Source organism: Acinetobacter sp. CY79, assembly GCF_059515845.1.
Genome location: NZ_JCAKMY010000028.1, coordinates 17,961 through 38,979, shown reverse-complemented (window position 1 = coordinate 38,979; position 21,019 = coordinate 17,961). Strand labels below are relative to the sequence as shown.

Annotated in this window: 20 protein-coding genes; 7 read left to right on the top strand and 13 right to left on the bottom strand. The window is 38.1% G+C overall.

The annotated features are described in order from the left end of the window. Positions 1 to 69: 69 nt before the first annotated feature. Positions 70 to 207 (bottom strand): hypothetical protein, encoded by a 138-nt coding sequence (locus tag AC5YCE_RS12085; protein WP_496126287.1) that lies wholly within the window; start codon positions 205 to 207, stop codon positions 70 to 72. A 194-nt stretch (positions 208 to 401) separates the two neighbouring features. On the opposite strand from AC5YCE_RS12085, the gene AC5YCE_RS12080 reads away from it, so the two are divergent. Next, positions 402 to 1,199 (top strand): lysophospholipid acyltransferase family protein, encoded by a 798-nt coding sequence (locus AC5YCE_RS12080; protein WP_496172208.1) that lies wholly within the window; start codon positions 402 to 404, stop codon positions 1,197 to 1,199. Positions 1,200 to 1,400: 201 nt separating this feature from the next. Here AC5YCE_RS12080 and AC5YCE_RS12075 read toward each other — a convergent pair whose 3' ends face one another. Then, positions 1,401 to 3,026 carry a phospholipase D family protein gene (locus AC5YCE_RS12075; RefSeq protein ID WP_496172213.1) on the bottom strand — a complete coding sequence of 542 codons (1,626 nt, stop codon included), beginning with the start codon at positions 3,024 to 3,026 and terminating at the stop codon, positions 1,401 to 1,403. 93 nt (positions 3,027 to 3,119) lie between these two features. On the opposite strand from AC5YCE_RS12075, the gene AC5YCE_RS12070 reads away from it, so the two are divergent. Beyond that, complete coding sequence (locus AC5YCE_RS12070; protein ID WP_496126289.1) at positions 3,120 to 4,157, top strand: metallophosphoesterase; 1,038 nt, start codon at positions 3,120 to 3,122, stop codon at positions 4,155 to 4,157. A gap of 67 nt (positions 4,158 to 4,224) precedes the next feature. Here AC5YCE_RS12070 and AC5YCE_RS12065 read toward each other — a convergent pair whose 3' ends face one another. The 3 genes from AC5YCE_RS12065 to trhA form a co-directional block, all read right to left on the bottom strand. Continuing rightward, complete coding sequence (locus AC5YCE_RS12065) at positions 4,225 to 4,848, bottom strand: hypothetical protein (RefSeq protein ID WP_496172207.1); 624 nt, start codon at positions 4,846 to 4,848, stop codon at positions 4,225 to 4,227. A 140-nt stretch (positions 4,849 to 4,988) separates the two neighbouring features. Next, complete coding sequence (locus AC5YCE_RS12060; protein WP_496126291.1) at positions 4,989 to 6,302, bottom strand: MFS transporter; 1,314 nt, start codon at positions 6,300 to 6,302, stop codon at positions 4,989 to 4,991. Between the two features lie 142 nt (positions 6,303 to 6,444). Continuing rightward, positions 6,445 to 7,095 (bottom strand): PAQR family membrane homeostasis protein TrhA, encoded by a 651-nt coding sequence (trhA, locus tag AC5YCE_RS12055; RefSeq protein WP_496172206.1) that lies wholly within the window; start codon positions 7,093 to 7,095, stop codon positions 6,445 to 6,447. Between the two features lie 103 nt (positions 7,096 to 7,198). Here trhA and AC5YCE_RS12050 point away from each other — a divergent pair, with 103 nt between their 5' ends. Both AC5YCE_RS12050 and AC5YCE_RS12045 read left to right on the top strand, forming a co-directional pair. Further along, on the top strand, positions 7,199 to 8,416 hold the full coding sequence (locus tag AC5YCE_RS12050; RefSeq protein ID WP_496172205.1) for a class I SAM-dependent methyltransferase: 1,218 nt from the start codon (positions 7,199 to 7,201) through the stop codon (positions 8,414 to 8,416). 90 nt (positions 8,417 to 8,506) lie between these two features. Further along, complete coding sequence (locus AC5YCE_RS12045; RefSeq protein ID WP_496126294.1) at positions 8,507 to 8,947, top strand: GNAT family N-acetyltransferase; 441 nt, start codon at positions 8,507 to 8,509, stop codon at positions 8,945 to 8,947. Between the two features lie 73 nt (positions 8,948 to 9,020). Here the strand turns inward: AC5YCE_RS12045 and AC5YCE_RS12040 are convergent, their stop codons facing one another. Both AC5YCE_RS12040 and AC5YCE_RS12035 read right to left on the bottom strand, forming a co-directional pair. After that, entirely contained in the window at positions 9,021 to 9,368 is a 348-nt protein-coding gene (locus AC5YCE_RS12040; protein ID WP_496172204.1) for a hypothetical protein, read from the bottom strand. A gap of 206 nt (positions 9,369 to 9,574) precedes the next feature. Beyond that, positions 9,575 to 10,243: a LysE family translocator gene (locus AC5YCE_RS12035; protein ID WP_496172203.1), complete on the bottom strand. Its 669-nt coding sequence runs from the start codon at positions 10,241 to 10,243 to the stop codon at positions 9,575 to 9,577. 135 nt (positions 10,244 to 10,378) lie between these two features. On the opposite strand from AC5YCE_RS12035, the gene AC5YCE_RS12030 reads away from it, so the two are divergent. Then, complete coding sequence (locus AC5YCE_RS12030) at positions 10,379 to 10,849, top strand: Lrp/AsnC family transcriptional regulator (RefSeq protein WP_496172202.1); 471 nt, start codon at positions 10,379 to 10,381, stop codon at positions 10,847 to 10,849. Positions 10,850 to 10,935: 86 nt separating this feature from the next. Here the strand turns inward: AC5YCE_RS12030 and AC5YCE_RS12025 are convergent, their stop codons facing one another. The 4 genes from AC5YCE_RS12025 to AC5YCE_RS12010 all read right to left on the bottom strand — a co-directional run bounded on the left by AC5YCE_RS12025 (position 10,936) and on the right by AC5YCE_RS12010 (position 16,481). After that, positions 10,936 to 13,080: a 3-hydroxyacyl-CoA dehydrogenase NAD-binding domain-containing protein gene (locus tag AC5YCE_RS12025; protein ID WP_496172201.1), complete on the bottom strand. Its 2,145-nt coding sequence runs from the start codon at positions 13,078 to 13,080 to the stop codon at positions 10,936 to 10,938. 11 nt (positions 13,081 to 13,091) lie between these two features. Further along, entirely contained in the window at positions 13,092 to 14,297 is a 1,206-nt protein-coding gene (locus AC5YCE_RS12020; protein ID WP_496172200.1) for an acetyl-CoA C-acetyltransferase, read from the bottom strand. Between the two features lie 551 nt (positions 14,298 to 14,848). After that, a complete protein-coding gene (locus AC5YCE_RS12015; RefSeq protein ID WP_496126301.1) occupies positions 14,849 to 15,064 on the bottom strand; it encodes a cold-shock protein in 216 nt (71 codons plus the stop codon). A gap of 406 nt (positions 15,065 to 15,470) precedes the next feature. After that, entirely contained in the window at positions 15,471 to 16,481 is a 1,011-nt protein-coding gene (locus tag AC5YCE_RS12010) for an AraC family transcriptional regulator (RefSeq protein ID WP_496126302.1), read from the bottom strand. 207 nt (positions 16,482 to 16,688) lie between these two features. On the opposite strand from AC5YCE_RS12010, the gene AC5YCE_RS12005 reads away from it, so the two are divergent. Both AC5YCE_RS12005 and AC5YCE_RS12000 read left to right on the top strand, forming a co-directional pair. Beyond that, a complete protein-coding gene (locus AC5YCE_RS12005; protein ID WP_496172199.1) occupies positions 16,689 to 17,807 on the top strand; it encodes a CaiB/BaiF CoA transferase family protein in 1,119 nt (372 codons plus the stop codon). A 171-nt stretch (positions 17,808 to 17,978) separates the two neighbouring features. Continuing rightward, positions 17,979 to 18,974 (top strand): DUF2804 domain-containing protein, encoded by a 996-nt coding sequence (locus AC5YCE_RS12000; protein WP_496172198.1) that lies wholly within the window; start codon positions 17,979 to 17,981, stop codon positions 18,972 to 18,974. Between the two features lie 62 nt (positions 18,975 to 19,036). Here the strand turns inward: AC5YCE_RS12000 and AC5YCE_RS11995 are convergent, their stop codons facing one another. Beyond that, positions 19,037 to 19,912 (bottom strand): metal-dependent hydrolase, encoded by an 876-nt coding sequence (locus AC5YCE_RS11995; RefSeq protein WP_496172197.1) that lies wholly within the window; start codon positions 19,910 to 19,912, stop codon positions 19,037 to 19,039. A 198-nt stretch (positions 19,913 to 20,110) separates the two neighbouring features. Next, positions 20,111 to 20,986: a metal-dependent hydrolase gene (locus AC5YCE_RS11990; protein ID WP_496172196.1), complete on the bottom strand. Its 876-nt coding sequence runs from the start codon at positions 20,984 to 20,986 to the stop codon at positions 20,111 to 20,113. Positions 20,987 to 21,019: the final 33 nt, after the last annotated feature.

The following is a 21,019-nucleotide window of genomic DNA, read 5'->3' as shown; positions in this document are numbered from 1 at the left end:
TAAGTCCCTACTCCATACTTAAAATTCTATTTTAGAGTAAAAATCATGAAGAATGGGAAATAGATGGTTTTAGAGCGCTATTCCATGAAATATGGCAATAAACAATAACATCACTGCAAATAAACCACCCACCATTGCTGTAATCGCCAATAGAGCATGGTGGATCGGCATTAACCACTGTTCTGAACTCGGTTGCGGATGCTTCATAAATTTTAATCAATCTAAATAAACGATAAATTTATGATATTAAATTTAATACATAGATTGAAATTGAATTTTTTGATCTTTGTATCTGGTTTTTATAATCAATGCATGTCCAGTTTAAAAGGTATAGAATATTTGAAAATAAACGATCAGAAGCTTCCGCTGATTTAATATGCGACAAATTGATGACTGAAATAATGCCTAAGAAGTTAAATATATTTTCTAAAACAATGCTGTATTCTCGAAAAATTACTGCAGGTTCTGCAGCAATGATTGAAGGGTTTTATTTGATTTTTAGGCATCAAATGTATAAAGAGCCTAATAATCCCCAAAACACACGTTATGTTCAACATTTTTGTCGCCGTTTGATCAATGTATTCAATATCCAAGTACAAGTGCATGGTGAGATTCCACGACAGCCTGCATTATGGGTGAGTAATCATATTTCGTGGTTGGATATTCCTGTTTTGGGTTCAGGGGCACGGGTTTTCTTTTTAGCCAAGGCTGAAATTGAAAATTGGCCGATCTTTGGCAAATTGGCGAAAGGTGGCGGAACTTTATTTATTCAGCGTGGATCTGGGGATTCAATTCGAATTAAAGAGCAGATCACAGAATTTTTAAAACAAGATATTCCGGTATTGTTTTTCCCAGAAGCGACCACGACCGATGGAACTAAAGTAAAAAAGGTGCATGGTCGTTTGTTGGGGGCTGCGATTGATGCTCAGCGCCCCATCCAAATTTGCTTAATTTGTTATGTGAATAAACAAGGTGAATTGGATAAGGTTGCACCCTATATCGGTCATATTAGTTTTACTGAACATGTCACACGTGTTTTAAAAATGCCCAAAGTCATTGCACATTTAAAAACACTTCCTCAAATTGATGTGGCTGGTCATACCGTGCAAAGTTTGACCCAAGAAGTGCAAGAGCGAATGCAGCAAGGCTTGGAACAACTTCAGCAAGAAGTCTTGCTACAAAATCCGAAAGCGTCTTAAAAGCAGCAAACATTTATACCAATGCTAGGGGATTAAAAGCGTTGAGAACAGGCTTGAATGTTTTTGCTACAAAGCTAGTAAAGATGAAGTCGGTTATCGAAGCGATTACGATCACACTAAATTGCACTTGATCATCTTGTGAATAAGTTGGGAAGCTCTTTTTCTTCATTAACTCAATTGATGAGGATCAAGAGACAGTGGTTACATAAAACCTTCTATAGGCAACCATGAAATCATTTTAACGCCTGCTCGTTGCCACCATTTCATTTTAGGTTCTTTTGTTAAGGTTTGAGTTCCTTCAGGTGTTTGCTGTAACCAATTGATCTTTTGATTGGGATCTAAAACCAGTTTATAAGCATACTTCTGTAAGTTACTATCCATTGTACGATGAACTGCATCTGCTAAATTTTTACTATTTAAAATCACACCAATTTCAGTATTTAAATTAGCTGAACGTGGATCGAAATTAAAAGAGCCAATAAAAACTTGTTTATCATCAAGCGCCATTAATTTGGCATGTAAGCTGGAACGACTTAATCCCTTTAAACTTACTTTAAGCTGTTTCGATATTTCCTTATTATTTTTATTTTGGAACTCTTCAGGCATAGCGGGCAAAAACTCGTAAAGTTCTACCCCATTTTTCAACAGATCTTCACGATATTTACCATAAAAAGCATGTACCAAGAAAACGTCATTGGCTTTATAGGAATTGGTGAGTACTCGAACCTGAACACCACTTTGTGCAAGTTTACTTAGTCGCTCTTCGCCTTTTTTCTCAGGAACGAAATAAGCTGAAATAATATCTACACTCTCTTCAGGCTTTTCAAGGCGTTCAACAAGTTGAAAATTAAGATGTTGTTCTTTTTTTGCCTTAGCTTTGATCTTATCAGGTGAGTCTTTAATGACTTGAGCTTTTACCCAATCCAGTTTAATCCCTGAATTTAACCATTGATCAAAATCATGGGTTCGATTGCTGAGATCAAGATAATTTTGAATCGATTTCTCTTCATAATGTGTCTTGAGCTGTTGTTTAAGTCCTTCATAACGTAATGTGTATTGCTGATGATTCACAATATTACGTACAGGATAAGCATAATTGTGGTTCCAGTACTCATCGAAAGAATGAGTGATTTCCTCGACAGCTTGACCGACCAACATCACATCTACATCTGAGAACTGATAATTATCACTAACGTTATAATATTGATTACTCATATTACGACCGCCAATTAAGGTAATTTGATTATCGGCGGTAAACGTTTTATTGTGCATTCTACGGTTAATGCGTTTTAAGTCGATGATCATTTCGACTGGACGTAAACGTCTTAAACGATAGGGATTAAAGAGTTTTACATCAATATTTTGATGTTGATCCAGCGCAAGATAGATGGCTTCCATGGCTTTGGCATTGTTATCATCCATCAGTAAACGAACTTTTACTCCACGATCCGCGGCTTGGATAATTTTGTAAAGTGCAAGGGAACCAATCGTGTCGTTATCCCAAATATAATATTGTAAATCTAAGGTTTTCTCGGCTTTATCAATCAATTGCAGCCTTGAAGCAATGGCTTCTAAGGGTTCATATAAGATGTGATAGCCTGTTAAATCTGGATTTTGAGCTTTGAGTGGAGTGATGATTTTAGACAGTGCTGTGTCATCTGTATTGGTATCAAAAGCGTATTGTGCAGGAACAATTTGTTGTTTGGGAAGCGTCGTACATGCGGGTAAGCCGACCACTAAGCAAGAACTTAGAATCAAAATCGAGCGATAGTGAGGCTTAGATTTTGGTATGAATTGAATCTGATTCTTGTTTATGGTTTGCATAATGTATTCGGTGAACTCGCTAGGCTAGAGTATAATTCTCTCAAATCAGAAGATAAATGCGCCGAACATGCTCGTCGTCGCGCTAAGAGATAATATATGTGGACAACAAATACCATTTTAATGGGTTTTTATATCATTTTTGCTATCTTGGCTGTGTGGGGAGTCGCGCAAGCTTGGATTAGTCAATCACGTACAGAAACGATTCACCCATTTAAAGCCTTTGTGCATTTGTTGGCATTTTACCTTTCTTATTTATTATTTCCATTGTTCTTTTTTAGTATTTTTGCAGGATGGATGGAAATTTTCTCTTTGCATCAAAGCATTTTTTCATTTTTACTTTCTACTCTATTGATCTATGCACGTTTTATCGAACCGCATATGGTGAAAATCAATCATGTGCAGTACCAGCTCTCAAATCCTGATATAGAAAATAATTTAACCTCTCCTCAACATGTAAAAAAACCAGTCAAAGTAGCGCTCATTGCGGATTTACATATTGGTCTTTTTTCTGGACATGAGCGTCAGTTAAAAATTATCGTTGAGAAAATTAATCAGCAAAAACCCGATTTTGTCGTGGTGGCGGGGGATTGGACCTACGAACCTGAAAACAAATTGGCAGATGAATTAACTATTTTGAAAGGAATTCAAGCACCGGTTTATTCTGTGAATGGCAACCATGATGAACAATATCCTGGACCACCGATTCAAGCATTACTCAAGCATGCACTTGAAGTGAATGATGTGATGGATATTGAAGGAAAAATCGTTGAATTTGATGATTTTCGTTTAATTGGCGTTGGTGATCTTTGGGCTGGTAAGGCTGATATGCGTTATATGCCAGATTTACCACAGGATAAACCATGGCTGATTCTTTCTCATAATCCAGATACTGTGGATATGGTGCCTAAACTGCCGACTCGACCATTGATGCTCTCTGGTCATACTCACGGTGGACAGGTTGAATTGCCTTGGCTGACCAATTACGTGATGCGTAAAGTCTCTATCTTAGGACATAAGCGCGGTTTGTATCAGCATGAAAATGCCGATGTCTTTGTATCGGTTGGAACAGGAATGGTCGGTGTTCCATTTCGTTTTCGGGTACCACCCATGATTGATATTATTGAGATTCATTAATTCAAGTTTGGCTTGCTAACGCATTTCCATCCATTCTGAATGATTATAAGGCTCTACAGATCATGTATTAGCCTTGAAGAACATAAGATGCTATTGCAACACCCAGCAATACTACAATCAGCAGAATCATGAGTTTGGGAATACCACTTTTTTGCCTTAGATCTTCAACACCTTTGGAGGCTTGATGAGGTGGTGCATGAGAAAACATTTTCAACCGAGCGTAAGCTTGAGGTGATGTAGTGTTTGCATCAGATTTTGAGCATTCATTACTATCAGATTGCATAGCATTTAAAAAATCATGTTTGCTCGAATATTGTGTACCACGTCCAAATTTATGCATAGCCTGCTGCCATAAAGGATGAAACTCATCAATTTCAACTTCCATACCATTGTCATATTTTATAAAAACTTGCCGAGTTGAGTAATGACTGATAATGGAAGACATAGATGTGCTATCAGCATTATTTTCAACTTCACTTTCTTGATCGGCGTTGAGTTTATTTCTGTTATGAGAGATATTCATCAAATTCGGATCAGCATTTGGATTTTCAATCAAATGGTCAACCAGCTCTTTTGCTTCTCTTAAACTATAATCTGTATTTTCTACTAAAAAATTTACAGCCTCGACACTCCTGTTGTCTTCAATCAGATTTAAGACTTTATCAATTTCTTCTATGGATATCTGAGACATAATTTATTTCACAGTACATATGTTTTAATTATATCTTAATAATATAATGCACTTTTAATATAAGTTTTATGTAATTCATGTATTAAATCTAGACATTAAAAAGCCGGCATTTGAGCCGGCTTTTGTTTAAATCTAAAAGATTAGATTTGGCTATTTACATCATCATTTTTCGTTTCGCGAATCATTAAGAAAGCAATTAAAGAAAGAATTGATGCTGCAGTTAAGTAATAACCTACTGCAGATAAGCCATATTCCGTTGCGAGTTTAGTTGCAATCAATGGCGCAAAAGACGCACCAAAAATACCAGCCATGTTAAAGGTCAATGCTGAACCTGTATAACGTACTGATGTCGGGAAAATTTCTGACAGTACGGTACCAATTGGACCATAAGTTAAGCCCATGATCGCTAAACCGATACAGAGGAACAAGAACACAATGAGTGTGCTACCCGATTCCAGCATATCTGCAAAGAAAATACCGAAAATTGCAGAAACGACACATACACCAATAGACGTTGCACGACGACCAAATTTCTCAGCGAGTACCGCAGAAAGTGGAATGAAGGCTGCAAAACAAAGCGTTGCTACAAGCTGTAATTGAAGGAATTCTTCACGGCTATAGCCCAGTTGTTTTGTACCCCATTGCAATGCAAATACGGTCGTTAAATAAAATACAACGAATGTACAAATTGCCGCGATTGTACCCAATACCAACATGCGAGAATGCTTTTTAAATACTTCAACAAAAGGAACATTTACTTCTTTTTGTTTATCTAAAACATTTTGGAATGCAGGTGTTTCATGCAACTTCAAACGAATCCATAAACCTACGATGACCAATAATGCACTTGAGATAAACGGAATACGCCAGCCCCACTGCATGAATGCTTCTTCAGTCATAAATGCGCCAAGCGTTAAGAATGAACCTGTCGCCAAGATGAAGCCAATCGGTGCACCCAACTGCGGGAACATGCCGTACCAAGCGCGTTTACCTTCAGGGGCATTTTCAGTTGCTAAAAGTACTGCACCTGACCATTCACCACCTAAACCTAAGCCTTGACCCAAACGACAAAGTGCAAGGAGTAATGGAGCAACGATACCAATTTGTGCATACGTTGGGAGTAAACCAATGGCTACGGTCGATAAACCCATTGTTAATAAAGCCGCTACGAGTGTTGCTTTACGACCAATACGGTCACCGAGATGTCCAAATAGTGCTGCGCCAATTGGGCGTGCAATGAACGCAATCGCAAAAGTGGCTAAAGATTGAATTGTTGCAGTCATTGGGTCTGTACTTGCAGGGAAAAACAAGTAAGGGAAAATAATGACTGCTGCTGTCGCATAGATGTAAAAATCGAAGAATTCGATTGTTGTACCCACAAGACTTGCAGTTAAAACGCGTGTTTTAGAGTTTGCGGGTTGAGTTTGTTCTGCCGCTGAATTTGATGACGCCATGAGAAACCTTACACTTCATAAAAATAAAAGAACTTAGTTTTAAAAGCGTAATCTTTTTAAAAAAGGCGTAATTTTTTAAAAAAATACGAAATACCGAATTTTTCCACTGATTTAGGGTTGCTAAAGATGTGGTCAATGACGGTTATAGCACGTAAAGATAAATTGCGAGGAAATGTGATCCTGCACCGATCAATACAAAAATATGCCAGATAGCGTGGGTATATCTTACATTTTTTAACACATAAAACAATGCGCCGATCGTGTAAGCAAGTCCACCTGCAATGAGAAGGATTAAACTTTGATCACTTAAAAAGCGTTGCATATCATCAATTACCAATAAAGCCAGCCATCCCATCACCAAATAGGCCGCCAGAGAAATTTTTTGGAAACGATGAATAAAAACCAGTTTGAATAGTGTACCAATCAATGCAATCACCCACAGTGCAATCAGTAAATACTTGGCTTTGTCTGTTGGTAAAGCAATAGCGAGAAAGGGGGTATACGTTCCAGCAATCAAATAATAAATAGCCGTATGGTCTAATTTCTTATACCAATAGCGTTTTGTTTCATCAGTTGAAAAATGATAAAACGCTGAACTCGAGAACAATAAAATTAAACTGAAAGCATAAACGCATAAACCAATAAATTGACCTGTGGGTAAATAACTGCCTTTCATCAACATAAAAATACTGGCGATGAAAGCGAGTACAGCACCAACCGCATGACTAAATGCATTGATTTTTTCTTCTACAGGATCGTAACTTTGAGTTTTTGGAATTTTGGCTTGGGCCATGATGATATGTATTCGTTAAAAGGTACATTTCTATCATAATCAAGTTTTACCTTTAAAGTAAGACGCTTTAAAATAGAGGACTAGATCGATTTGAGTTTTAACTATGTCCCATGTGGCTTTCTCCTTTATTCAGGAACAAGAGTTTTTAGATGCAACGTTGCAAGCCATTGATACGCATAAAATTGATCGTGCAATTTTAAGTCAATATAAAGGTGAATTGGTTGATTTAGAGAAGATTACGCTACGTCTGATTCAGCTTCAGAATGAGACGGTATTAAATGCAGTGTATCGATATAAGACGCAAGATATCACCAAGAACTATACAATCAGTGAGGCTGAAACAGTCATTTCAGCGTTGATTCAACAATGTAAACAAGCAAATCTGTTTACGGATGCTGAAGAAATTCAACTGAAGAAAAATAAGAAAAAAGCAATGTTGACGCAAGGCCAAACTCAAACAACAAAGAAAGTTGATAGCGCTCAAGGTCATGACCGAGCAAAACATCGATTTGTTGATCAGAATAGTTTGTTCTTACAACATCTTGGAATCACTGATGCGAAGGCACAAATCATTCCAAGTATGGCGCGTAAGTGGAAACAAATTAATAAATTTGTTGAAATATTTTCAGGTGCTTTAGAGCAAATTAATCATCAGGATCGCTCTTTGAATATAGTTGATTTTGGATCCGGCAAAGGGTATCTCACCTGTGCCTTATATGATTATATCAATCAGCATTTTCAAACGCCTAAAGTGACAGGGGTTGAGTTGAACCCGAAAATGGTCGAGTTTTGTCAAAACATTGCACAGGCTGCAAACTTTAGCCAATTGGATTTTTTCCAAGGCGATGTACGTACCTATGAACCAGAACATTTGGATGTGATGATTGCACTACATGCCTGTGATGTGGCGACGGATTTTGCAATTCATACGGGGATTCGATTGGGTGCTCAAGTGATTATGTGCGCGCCGTGTTGTCACAAAGAGTTGCGACCACAGTTACAAAGTCCAAAAGTCATTCAGCCGATGTTACAGTTTGGCATACATGCAGGACAGCAAGCTGAAATGCTAACAGATACCATTCGCGCATTACTGTTGAAAGCCTATGGTTATGAAACCAAAGTGTTTGAATTTGTCGCTTTAGAACATACCAGTAAAAATAAAATGATTTTGGCGACCAAACGTAAAGATTTTTTTGAGCCTGATGCTGAAGTGATCGCTCAAATTCAAGATCTGAAGAAGATGTATGGGATCCAAAAACATTCGCTGGAATTACTGCTGAATAATCAATGGGATCAAAAAAATATTGGTGAGAAGTGTTAATCATCTTTAAGAGTAGTTCCTACTGCTTTTTTAATATGTTTGTCTAATCAGAAAACATTAATTAAGCAATAGGAAAATTAGGGAATAGCAATGAGTGAATACATCATCAAAAGTGGCTCTTGGGCTGAATTAAAACGCGATGCAGCACAGATTCGCCGTAAAGTTTTTATCCAAGAACAATCTATTCCTGAACAAGATGAATGGGATGATCAAGATGCTGTTTCACTTCATTTTGTTGTTTATGACCTCAATCATGAGCAGAGCCAACCCGTTGCTACAGCACGATTATTAGAAAATAACAGTATTGGGCGTGTTGCAGTTCTAAAGGCATATCGGGGTAGAGGCATAGGTCAATTGATCATGCAACAGATCATTGAATATGCTCAAACTGAAAAGCGTCAATGTTTGAAACTGTCCTCTCAAGTTCATGCCATTCCTTTTTATGAAACGCTGGGCTTTAGAATCAAAGGCGAGGAGTATTTAGATTGTGGAATTCCACATATTGATATGTATTTAGAAGGACATAGCTGAAACTAAATTTTATTAGAGTCTAAGTATAAAAAAAGAGCTTATCAATAAGCTCTTTTTTATTAACTGAAATTTATTAATGACTATGTTCTTTGCTTTCCGCTGGAGCTTGATCATTGTCAGACATTGCAGCATGTTCTTCGGCAGTCATTTTGTGATCCGCTGCAGTGGCATGTGCATGTTGAGATGCTTGCTCATGTTCTTTTTTCTGTTGTTCAGCTTCAGCTAATGCTTCTTCAGACATGACTGGTGAGTTTTTAAATGCATGTTGATGCGTTTCTTTATTCTGTTGGCTTGGCATATAGTCAGGCTCATTGGTCACTGCTAAATAGAAAAAGCCCATAAAGAAGCAACTCAAGATCACGGCAATGATTAAGGCTTTCCAACCCCAAGGTGATTTTTCAGGAGAAGAATGATCAGTCATAGGTCTGTACCAAGCGATAAGAAGACAATTCGTTAATGTAACTTTATAACACAAAATCAGCAGTGATAGCTTTAAAATTGATAAAACCCTATAAATATTAGGGTATTTATAATGATAATCAAAGATAAAAAATCTATGGATTATGATGAATAAATTTAAATGCTTGATTAAATTTAAGTGTATGAAATAACGATTTATTTTTGATATTAAACCCGAATAATCTGTAGGTAAATTAAAGCAATACCCATCGTCGTCATGGCGATTCCCATAAATTTCATCAAATAAGTTTGGAAATGAGGTTGGTCTAATAGCGCTTTCATTTTCAAAGCAGAGAAAATATATAAAGCACCGACAAGGGCTAAAGTGACTATCGTACTCAAAACTAACATCATCATAAAAGATAGACTGAGTGATAAGCGTGTACCAAAAATTGAAGGCAACAATGCTAAATAGAATGTGATGGTTTTCGGGTTACTTAAAGTAATGGCTAAGCCAACGACGTAATCTGAATGAAGCTTTTTATTTGATTGTTGATTGTATCGTTGCTTAAGTTGATCTGCTTGCAATTCTGAGTTGAGTGGAACTTGTCGGAAATGCCACAATTTCCAAGCAATATAAAATAAATAAATACATGCCAAGATGATCAGAATTTTACTGAGCATAGGGTCAATGAATTGATTGATAAAATTTAATCCTGATAAGGCAATCGTCAGATAGATCAAATCCCCTGTAATGAGTCCTAAAAGCATGAATAAGGCATTTTTATAATGATGGGTTAAGGTTTTAAAGAGCAGTCCGAGCATTCCTGGGCCAGGAATAAGTGCTGCGATTGAGAGCATAATGACATAGGGAATAAGATCGAGAAAATAATTCATACTGGTTTTATAGGCTAAAGATTTGGAATTATTTTGTTTTAAAATTAGAGGTAAAACTGATCTATTTATTTCTATATTGGCTATATTTAGGGTATAAAAAATAATATTTATAATAAATTTAGGTTAAATTTTCCAATGAAAATCGATAAGACGGATGAAAGCATCCTGAGAATTTTACAGCAGGATTCAAGGACGACGAATCAACAGCTTTCAGAAAACATAGGAATGTCTGCATCACCCTGTTGGCGCCGAGTAAAACGATTAGAAGATGAAAAATTGATACGTGGATACGGCGTTCTCTTAGATCGACGAAAACTAGGTTTAGGTGTCATGGTCTTTATCCGAGTTTCTATTGATCGGCATAGTGAAGCAGAAGCTTTAAAATTTGAAGAAGAAGTAATGCAATTAGAGGATGTTGTAGCTTGTTATAGTATCGGCGGTGATGCTGACTTTTTATTGCAAGTGGTCTCGTATGATCTGGATACTTATGCTGAATTTTCGATGTCAATCATTCGTCGATTAACTGGTATTAAAGAAATGCAAAGTATGTTTACACTCAAAGAGATTAAGTCTTTTCAAGGTTTTCCTGTTCGTAGAAATGTTTAACCATAATGTTTAGTCATGTTTTGAGAAATCGATGTCTTCAATGATAAAAAAACCTCTCACAAGGAGAGGTCTTTTATGATAGTGATTTAGATCTTTTCACCACTTTGAGCTTTACTGATTAAAAGCTGTGGTGCTTTGAAGCGCTCACCATATTTAGCTTCTAAGGTATTTGCACGTTGCAGGGCTTTGTTTAATCCATATTGATTGAGGAACTGCAAAGCACCGCCTGTCCATGGGGCAAAGCCGATCCCAAAGATCGAACCGATATTGCCATCAATCACAGACTCAAGTACACCTTCTTCAAGGCAACGTAGGGTATCTAAAGACTGCACAAACAAGAAACGATCGATCATTTCCTGCTCTAAAATATCAGTGTCTTTCTTCCAATGGCTTAAACCCTCCCATAAGTGTTTTTTGCCACCTTCGGGATAATCGTAGAAACCTGCGCCTGCTGCTTTACCTTTACGATCAAATTCATGAATCATACGATGAATCACATCATCAGCACCTGAGCGAGGCAGGTCTTTACCTTCAGCTTGTAATGCTTTACGTGTTTCTGACGCAACATGCTCAGATAAAGTGAGAGATACTTCGTCTTGAATCGCCAACGGCCCGACTGGCATCCCTGCTTTTAATGCTGCCATTTCAATTTTTGCTGGGTGAACACCTTCAGCGAGTAAACGTAAACCCTCTTGAACAAATGTACCAAAGACACGACTGGTAAAGAATCCGCGGCTGTCATTCACCACAATAGGCGTCTTGCCAATTTGTTGGACATAATCGAAAGCTTTTGCCAAAGTTTCGGCAGAGGTTTCTTTACCTTTAATGATTTCAACCAGTTGCATTTTATCAACAGGGCTGAAGAAATGTAGTCCGATGAAGTTCTTTTGATCTTTGCTGGCTTGTGCCAAACCTGAAATAGGTAAAGTTGATGTGTTCGATGCAAAGACACCACCATCAGCAAGATAGGTTTCAGCCTCTTGAGTGACTTTGGCTTTCAACTCTTGATTTTCAAAAACAGCTTCAATAATCAGGTCACAACCTTGAAGATCTGCTGCTGAAGCCGTTGCTGTGATCAAAGACAATACTTGATCACGTTTTTCAGCGGTCATACGACCTTGTGAAACACGTTTGTCTAAAAGCTTTTGGCTATAAGCTTTGCCTTTTTCAGCATTTTCAATCGATACATCTTTAAGAACGACTTGAATGCCTTTGATGGCTGTTGAATAGGCGATACCTGCACCCATCATGCCAGCACCCAATACACCCACTTTGGTTGCTTGCCATTTTGCGACATCTTTAGGGCGACTTTCACCTGACTTGATCGCATTTAAACCATGCCAGAATGTCCCAATCATATTTTTCGCCACTTGACCTGTTGCCAGATAAGTGAAATATCGTGATTCGATGGTGAGCGCCGTATCCACATCCACCTGTGCGCCTTCAACTGCTGCTGCCATAATCGCTTCAGGTGCAGGGTAACAGCCTTTAGTTTTATCTCGGAGCATGGCAGGTGCAATCGCAAGGACTTGAGCCACTTGTGGAGAAGATGGTGTACCACCAGGAATTTTATAGCCTTTGACATCAAAGGGTTGTTGTGAGGCTTTGATAGATGGGGGATTGGCTTTGACCCAAGCGATTGCTTTATCCATTAACTCTTGTTCTGAGTCAGCCGTATCTTGAATTAAACCCAAAGATTTCGCTTTTTCTACACCAAATTGCTTGCCTTCCATCAAGAAAGGGAAGGCATTTTGTAAGCCGAGCAGGCGTACCATGCGGACGATACCACCGCCACCAGGCAGTAAGCCTAGTGTCACTTCAGGTAAACCAAATTTTGCTTTAGGATCATTTAAAGCAATACGTGCGTGACAACCGAGGGCGATTTCCCAACCACCACCTAAGGCTGTGCCATTCAGCGCAGCCACCACAGGGACACCTAAAGTTTCGATGTAACGAAACTCAGCTTTCATCTTTTGAATCATGCCGAAAAATTCAGTGGCATGTTCTGGCTGAGCCTGAATCAGCTCATCCAAGTCACCACCTGCAAAAAATGTCTTTTTCGCCGATTTAAAAATAATGCCACTTATGCCTGTTTCTGATTTCAGTTTAGAAACGATATTTTCTAGAGCGACACGGAAATCTGCATTCATCGTGTTGGCAGACTGATTCGGTGAGTCTAAAGTGAGAATAACAATGCCATCCGCATTTTTTTCATATTGAATTGCGCTCATGATGATTCTCCTTATACCAACTCAATGATGGTTGCAATACCCATACCACCGCCTACACAGAGTGTAGCCAAACCACGTTTTTTACCTTGGCGTTCAAGCTCATCCATTAAAATACCGAGAATCATTGCCCCAGTTGCACCCAGTGGATGCCCCATTGCAATTGAGCCACCGTTGACATTGACTTTGGCAGGATCAACTTTAAGTTCTGTAATAAAGCGCATGACAACTGCCGCAAAAGCTTCATTCACTTCAAACAGATCAATATCGTCAATGGTTAAGCCAGCCTTTTCCAAAGCTTTGCGCGCAGCAGGCGCAGGACCCGTCAACATGATCGTGGGGTCTGTGCCAACCAAGGCAGTTGATAATACTTTGGCACGAGGTTTTAAACCTTGTTCTTTGACTGCTTTTTCAGAGGCAATCAGCACAACAGCGGCGCCATCAACAATACCTGATGAGTTACCAGCATGATGAACATGATTAATTTTTTGTGCTTCTGGATATTTCTGTAGTGCAACAGCATCAAAGCCCATACCACCCATCATTTCAAAGCTTGGATTCAGTTTGGCTAAGCCTTCGGCAGTGGTGGTTGGTTTGATGAATTCATCTTTATCTAAAATCGTTACACCCGCTTTATCTTTCACTGGAACAACTGATTTATCGAAATAACCTGCGGCTTGCGCAGCGGCAGCCTTTTGTTGTGAGTTGGCTGCAAATGCATCCACATCAGAGCGCGTATAACCGTCTAAAGTTGCAATCAGATCTGCACCGATCCCTTGAGGAACAAAGGTAGATTTTAGATTCGTTTCAGGATCCAGCGCCCAAGGTCCACCATCAGAACCCATGGGAATACGAGACATCGACTCAACGCCACCTGCGACTACTAGGTCTTCCCAGCCAGAACGTACTTTTTGTGCAGCAAGATTGACGGCTTCTAAGCCTGAAGCACAGAAACGATTAATCTGAACGCCTGCAACATCATCATTCCAACCCGCTGCAATGGCTGCAGTTTTCGCAATATCAGAACCTTGATCGCCAATTGGGGTGACACAACCCAACACAATATCATCAACTTTAGAAGTATCGAGTTGATGGCGTGATGCCAATTCATTCAGTAGTGTGGTAAGTAAACTAATCGGTTTAACTTCGTAAAGTGATCCGTCTTTTTTTCCTTTTCCGCGCGGTGTGCGAATGGCGTCAATGATGTATGCCTCGCTCATATGCTTTCCTTTTTTATTGAATAAAATTTGTTATGGTGCTTCGAGTGTAATTGATCTTTTTGAGAGTGCAATGACGAGAACGGGAGAGTCGTTTGATATTTTTTGTCATTTATAAACAGATTTAAAATAACAACAGAGTGAATCGAATCGATGATGTATTTAAAGACAGATGACGGAATTTATAAGATATAAAAGGGCTAATGTGATAACAAAATCGAAAACAAAGATCATTTTAAAAATATTGCTCGGAATCATTTTATTTGTTGTATTAGGCTTTTTATTGCTGATCAGTTTTTATATTTATATGATCTAAGGAATTCACCCATCTGATGAAGGAAGCGGTGGTTTAGCTTGTGAATATGATAAAAATTTTAATGTCACAAAAGCAGAAATAATGCTGATTCAAAATGGAAAAAGAGTAATGTATCAGGCTGATTCAGAACTCTGTATAAGAGAGGCAAAAGACTTCCCTCTAAACTAAAAAAACCTGATCGAAATCAGGCTTTTTTGCAATTTAAATGAACTATGTGTTCCTTAAATTTGCTTAATTCTTATAGTGCAACAATATTCACAGCATTCGGGCCTTTTTGACCTTGAGCGATGCTGAATTGAACTTGTTGACCTTCAGCTAAAGTTTTGAAACCAGAACTAGAGATTTCGCTGAAATGAGCGAAAACATCAGGACCAGATTCTTGTTGAATAAAACCAAAACCTTTAGTTTCGTTAAACCACTTTACTGTACCATTTACAAGAGTTGAATTAGACATAATAAATCCTATTGATTTTTAATAATTTTAAGTCATTAATTTGACATTGTTTTAACTTGAAAATAACAAAGAGTAGCACTTAAAATCTGAAAAAACGGAGGATTATGACTAAAACTGCGATACTTAAAGAAGATTTATAGAAACAACACTTTTTTCTAGTTAATTTCATAATACAGCAATTTTAGGATTATTCAATCAATTTATAATAATTATTTAATATATTTATATTATTTAAAAATCAATAGTGTAGGTTGCTGATTAATTTAAAGTTATCACTTTCAATGAAGGTGGATCAACAGATGAGATCAGATCATTACTTCAATTATAGGTTTCAACTCTCTATAAATTTAACTCGTAAATAAAAAAAGCCCATAGAAAACTATGGGCTTTTCATACATTTAAAAAATTAATGATAACCATGGAGTTGACGATATAAACCTGGTGTTACGCCTGTCCATTTTTTAAATGCGCGATGGAAGGTACTGGTTTCACTAAAGCCGACTTGTTGAGCGACATCTTCTAAAGTTAATGAAGGATTTAACAATAAGTGAATCGCAGCATCGCGGCGTAATGCATCTTTTACACCTTGGTAACTCTTACCTTCAGCCGCTAAGCGACGACGCAAGGTTTGAGGAGAAAGGTAAAGCATTGCTGCAACATCATTCAATGTTGGCATCTCTTCACCAATTTGGCTCTTCAATACTTCACGAATACGTGAGGTCAGAGAATTGGTGTTTTTGAATTTCACTAAAAGTTTAGCAGGCGCACCTTTTAGAAACTCTTCAAGTGTATTTTCATCTTGACGAATCGGAAGGTCTAAATAATCTGCTGCAAAGGTGATTTCTGTGCGTGCTGCATCGAACTGTAATACGGGTGCAAAGAACAAAGCATCATATTCATCGGCATGTTGAGGACGCGGATATGAGAAATGAACGCGTTCTAATGGAATACGGCGCTCGATTAACCATGATGCAAGACCATGCCAAATCATCAGCATACTTTCGGTAATAAAGTGGTCAGGATCCATTGACTTTGGAATGATTGGAACAAGACGCGCTTCGTGCTTATCACGCTCTAAAGAGACCGACCATTCATCACCAAATAATTTATAGAACTGAGAACAACGTTCTAAAGCTTCACCCAGTGTTTTAGCATGGATCACCAATTGGCACATAATGGCAAAAGTACCCAAACGACGCGGTTGGATATCAAAACCAACGTGTTCATCTTGAGTGACCATCCATAACATTTTCACAAAACGTGTATATTGTTCTGGAGAAATTCGGGCTTTAGGTTGACGGAGAAGTTCTGCTTCAATACCAACATGGGAAAGTAGAGTATCGACATCCATGCCTAAACGCTTAACACCGGTCAGGGCTGCATTCACAAAATGGATACTGATCGTATCTCGGCTCATGTTAAATCCTTCAGTATCTTTGATATTCACTTCTACTTAACCTAAATAACACTAGAATATAAATTAGCAATTATGACTAGAGTAATTGCTCTGATACATCATAAATTGCCGAAATGATCAAGGTAAATGGCTGAACATGACATTGTTTAGCTCAATTTAAATTTTTAATATGAATGAAAAATCAACATAATCACGGATCAATAATCAATGAACGCAGCTTTAAAAGGACTCAAAGTACTCGATTTTTCGACCCTATTACCAGGGCCATTCGCCACTTTATATCTAGCGGATATGGGAGCAGAAGTCGTGCATGTGGAATCACCCACACGGCCTGACTTAATCCGATTATTACCGCCTTATGCCAATGGTCAAGCGACTTCACATAGCTATTTAAATCGTAATAAACAATCAGTTACCTTAGATTTAAAAAATCCTGAAAGTATTACACTGATTAAGCAGAAAATATCTGAATACGATATTGTCGTTGAGCAATTTAGACCTGATGTTATGCAACGTTTAGGTTTGGATTATGCAACATTATCGGAGATTAACCCGCGATTAATTTACTGTTCAATTACAGGATATGGTCAAACAGGCTTGTATAAAAGTAAAGCAGGGCATGACATTAATTATGTGGCATTGTCTGGCATCGCTGGTCATTCTGGTCGTTTGGAAAATGGTCCACCGCCGATGGGGATACAAATTGCTGATGTTGCGGGAGGCTCATTGCATGCTGTAATTGGTATTTTATCTGCAGTGATTGAGCGTCAAACTAGTGGTTTAGGGCAGTTTATTGATATTTCCATGACAGATTGTGCGGTCACTTTAAATAATATGGCAGCTGCAGCGGTTTTAGCGGGGGATGCAAAACAACAGCCTGAAAGTGAACATCTTAATGGTGGTACTTTTTATGATTATTACAAAACCAGTGATGGTCGATACCTTTCCATTGGGAGTTTAGAGCCACAATTTATGTCTGGCTTAGCAACAACTTTGGATTTACCCATTCTCTTGCAAAAAGGTGCTTCATTTGATCGTGATGAGCGTAAAGCCGTCAAAGAAGCGATACAAATGAAGATTGCTGAAAAAACATTTGATCAATGGAAAACTATATTTTCAGAATTAGATGTCTGCGTTGAGCCTGTGATGCAACTAGATGAAGCTTTAACATCAGATTTGGCCCAACAACGTGGTTGGGTTGTCAATGTACCAATGAAACTCGATTCATCTGAGACAGAACCACAGTTGGCATTTCCTATTAAATTCTCAAGATCTGAAGCACAGTATCAATTTATTGGACAGGCTTTGGGTGAGGGAAAATGGTAATAGAGCGAAGCAATGAACCTGATTTAATTTTTTAGTTGAGCCAGTCGAGTAGCTGGCGACTAAAAAAATTAAATTGATCATTTTAGTAATTTGCTAATTTCCAAAAATCAGTAATAATGACAAAGTTCGACTAAAGTCTAAATTTATAGACGATCATTAGGCTGCTTTTAAATGGATTTAATACAAATAAATGGACAGCCCCGTTTCGGGCGGTTTGCTGAGTTGCCAAGTGCCATTACTGTTTCTAAGTATGTATATAAAACGCCTTATGGAAAAACTTTAAAAAGTTGGCGTAAGAAACTTAAATTTAAGAAGTTTAAGTTTTGTAGCATTCAACATGAACACTATAGTATTGGACTTGCGATTGCAGATATTGCGTGGGCAGGGCATGGATTTATCTATATCTATGATCATCAGACCCAACAAGTGTTAGAGTGGAATGCCATCAATGTGTTGGCTCGTGCTACGCTTGTAGATGAGCAACCTTTATTTAATCATAGTCATTTTAGTCATTCTCCCTTCGAACTTGATATTCAACATGCCAATGGCGTGCGTTATATTGCAGTAAAAAAACATGGCGAAGAACAGCTTCGTGCTCGAATTTTTTGTGCAGGTACAGATCCTTTATCGATGTGTAGTCCGACAGGAACCAATGGTTGGACCTATACTCAAAAATTAACGACTTTGGCTGTTGAAGGCTTTTTCTTCAATAAACAAGGCGAACGCATTGACTTTAATGAACGTAGTTTTGCGGCATTGGATGATACTTGTGGTTTTTTAAGACCTGAAACGGCATGGTTTTGGTTGTCTTGTAATTTCTGGGATCAACAACAAAATCGAATTGGAATTAACTTAGCATCAGGTGTAAATGAAAGCTTTGGCAATGAAAATTGCCTCTGGATCAATGGACGGATGTATCCATTGGCTGATGTATTATTTGAAGTGACCGATGAAAATCATTGGTCCATTCGTTCTTTAGACAACAAACTCAATTTAGTGGTTGAAACGGGTTGGCGCCGTTATGAGAATATGAATCTACGGATGGTCGGTAGTCAATTTAGCCAATGGCAATCTAAAATTACAGGACAGATTGAAACAGAAGATCAGGGTGTTGTTCATTTTGATCAACAATATGGACTGCTTGAGCAACACTACGCGAAGTGGTGAATGGTTGAGATCCTCATAAAGGCTCATCTAATCAGGTGAGCTTTTTTACTTAAAAGATTAGATCAGTGAGCTGCCTGCCAAAAAGCCTCACCTGCGACTATGGGATCTTGTGTTTTCGCTAAAGTCTCCACCCAAACTTGATATTGTTGAATAATCGGATGTTGACTCGGGTGAAATTCAGGATCAAACCAATCTAAATAGTCCTGTTTTTTTAGGGTCAATATGCCTTTTTGACCAAGGAGCCATTTCAAGCCTTCTTTAAACATTTTGACTCTTTCAATACGAGTAAATCCATCTTGTTTTAACAAACCATGAGTTCGTTGCATGGTAAAACCAAACATCATGATCGTAACCAAAATCAGAGCGGTATACCGAACCACGTTTGAAGTTTTCGCAACATCAACCATCACATCATAAGCAACGTCGCGGTGCTCCATTTCCTCAATACTATGCCAAGCAAAAAGTCCACGAACAAAGGGGTGTGCACCCTGCATGGTGCTTTTTTCGCTAAAAAATGTGGTCGCCATCAATGCTGTCAAATGCTCGCATGAGGCTGTAATCGCAATATTAAAGGTGTTTGGATAACGTTTTAGGGCGTGTTTGAAACGTTGATTGACCTGTCGAATATATTTTTCAATTGGCATTCCTTGATTGATCAAAATTTTATTCATTTTGTCATGTGAAATGCCATGTTGCGCTTCTTGTTGAATGAAATCTTTCACACGACTGGCTAACTCAGGATCTTCGATTTGATTTTGAAAAAGTCGTACACATTCAATGAAATAACGTTCTCCATCTGGAAAGGTTAAACTCAATGCATCAAAGAGTCTTGTTTTAAAAGGATCATTATCGAACCAGAAGCGCGGTACTTCATCTAAGCGAAAATCTAGATTTTTACGAACCACTGGATCGAAAGAAGGATGATTAATTGCATTCATTTTATTTTTATCGCTCAAATCAATTGAATTCAGATTATGCAAAATAAATGAAATAGGGTCTCTATCATGAAAGATCATTTTATTTATCATAATGCTCTTTATGAATACTCAACAACTCAGTGCATCGACTCAGTGTATTGAGCTTAACATGATCAATTGATTTTAAAATGTTAACCAATCAAGCACTTCAGAGCTAATTTATTTACCTGCTTGCCAAAATGCTTCACCCGCTTGGATGGGATCGTTGGTTTCTGCTAGTGTTTCCAACCAAACATTGTATTGAGCAATAATCGGATGGTGGCTTGGATGAAAATCTTGCTTAAACCATTCAGCATAAGGTTTACGCATTTTGGTGAGCATGCCATTGCTTCCAATAAACCAAGGCAGACCTTTAACAGTCATTTTCAGCCTAGATAAACGGTCAAAACCATCGTATTTGAGCATGATATTGGCACGATATGTGGTAAAGCCAAGCATTAATACCGTGGTGAATGCTAAGGCAAATTTTCGAGTCAGTTCAGGGACTCCTCCTACTTGTTTCATGACATCAAAAGCAACATCTCGATGCTCCATTTCTTCAATCGCATGCCAGGCCAATAAGGCACGGACATAGGGATGAGCATCCTGTAAGGTTTCTTTGTGACTGTAAAAAGTATCTGCCATTAATGCCGTTAAATGTTCTGCGGCAGCTGTCATTGCAATGTTATAAGCAGGGGAGCGTTTGGTGAGCTCGAATTTAAACATTTTGTTTAAAACTTTAATAAATTGATCAACAGGCATGCCTTGATTTTTCATTACTTGATTCATTTTGTCATGTGCGATGCCATGTTGTGCTTCTTGGCGGATAAAATCGGCAACGCGTTGTTGTAGGTCTGGATCAGAGATTTTGTCTCTAAACAGACGAACGGACTCAATGAAGTAACGTTCTCCATCTGGGAAAGTTAAGCTTAAAGCATCGAACATACGTGTTTTGAATGGATCTCCACCAAACCAAAAGCGCGGAATATCTTCTAACTTAAAATCGAAGTTGTTACGTACTACGGCTTCGACTGAATATTGTGTAAATGCGTTCATCTTATTTTTAGAGCATTATTGAGTTGTAGTCAG